Origin of the sequence: Bartonella sp. CR84HXZ, from assembly GCF_042194535.1 — a bacterium.
Lineage (GTDB): Bacteria > Pseudomonadota > Alphaproteobacteria > Rhizobiales > Rhizobiaceae > Bartonella > Bartonella grahamii.
Map to the genome: position 1 here is coordinate 1,265 of NZ_JBHIMY010000059.1, position 1,320 is coordinate 2,584.

Sequence of the window (1,320 nt, forward strand, 5' to 3'; positions counted from 1 at the left end):
CCCCCATGACCAAAAACATTCTTCAGGGAGATTTTCCCGTCAGCAGAAAGATGCAACTGCCCCGCATTGGCTGCCATATCATGGCGCATGCGAACCCCAACACCTTTTTCTGTTGCCACAAGTTTTATTCTGTCCGCCTGTAGAGCCCCCAAAGCAGAACCATCTATCGCATATTCCGGTTTACCAGTAATATCGGTCAGTTCTTTCATTTCCCGTGAAGCGTAATCAAAGTGCCCTGTCCCTGCGGTCACACCAATCTCCTTGCCCGCAACAGGTCCTTCAAAATGCACCGTGCGTGAGACAATATCGACAATATCAACAGCCCCTTGGCCTGAGAAAAAATTTGCTCCCTTTGCTCCAAAGGTGATATCCCCACCTCGCACCTCAAAGCCTTTTAAAAAACCGCTCGCATCAATTTCGGGTACACCTGTGGTTAAAGTCGCATGGGGCGTATTGATAAAGCCACAACCATCACAGCTTATCCCATTGGGATTGGCTATAATCACATCGGCTGGGCTCCCAAAAACCTCTCCTGGACCATGAAGCGCACTGCGCTTGCTGCTGGTGACTTCATTTAAAATCACTTTCGCCGAACCCGTAACACGCAAATGCGGATTGCCCGGCATAATGCCCCCCAACTGCGATTGCCCTACTTCTTGTGCATGATTGTTCCAAATCACACCCGGATTTCCAATATTAAAATCATCATATTTATTGTGTGATAAGCCCTTGCCATTGGGGGTAACAATATCAATCGAGGGAACCCCATTGGGCGCTGCTACTATATCTGGGCGATGGGCGGCATTCGCGTTAGGATCCACAGTAATTTGCGCCTGTAACGCTGAAGATGCGAACAAACAAGAAAAACCAAGTCCCCCAAATAAAACCTTTTTGAGCATCGTACTGGAGACCAAAACACCTAATAAAGCTGCTCTTTCTGCTCTCTTCTCATATCTCATACTTTAACTCCCCAATAAAAGACGCTTAAAGTTCCATTGTTAATGTCATAAAAAATGTTCCTGATTTTTTGTGCTTAACTGTGCTCCAAAAAATACTGGAATAACTGGCATCGAGAGAGACCATGCCTCCCGCAAGCTTGACACCCGCTGTCCAACCGGCAAGCTGGTCACTCTTAATCCCATACAAGGGTTGTGCAAAAACACGCCCATAATCCAAACCAACATAAGGGCGAAGTTCACCAAAAACCTTTTTGAAGGTCGCGTGATTGCTCCACGGAATGGTGCGCAGCAACAAATCATTCCGGCTAAAAAAACCGTTATTGCCAAAAAGCAAACTCTCACGCGTGCCACGAACATTGGA

General features: G+C 46.9%; 2 protein-coding genes. Both read right to left on the minus strand.

Translation table 11 applies throughout. The features are described from left to right. Positions 1–959, minus strand: a 959-nt coding sequence (locus ACFIKD_RS09175) for a filamentous hemagglutinin N-terminal domain-containing protein (protein WP_375647858.1), incomplete at its 3' end; no start/stop codon positions are given. Positions 960–984: 25 nt separating this feature from the next. Next, positions 985–1,320 (minus strand): ShlB/FhaC/HecB family hemolysin secretion/activation protein (locus ACFIKD_RS09180; protein WP_375647860.1); only part of this gene is annotated, 336 nt, incomplete at its 5' end.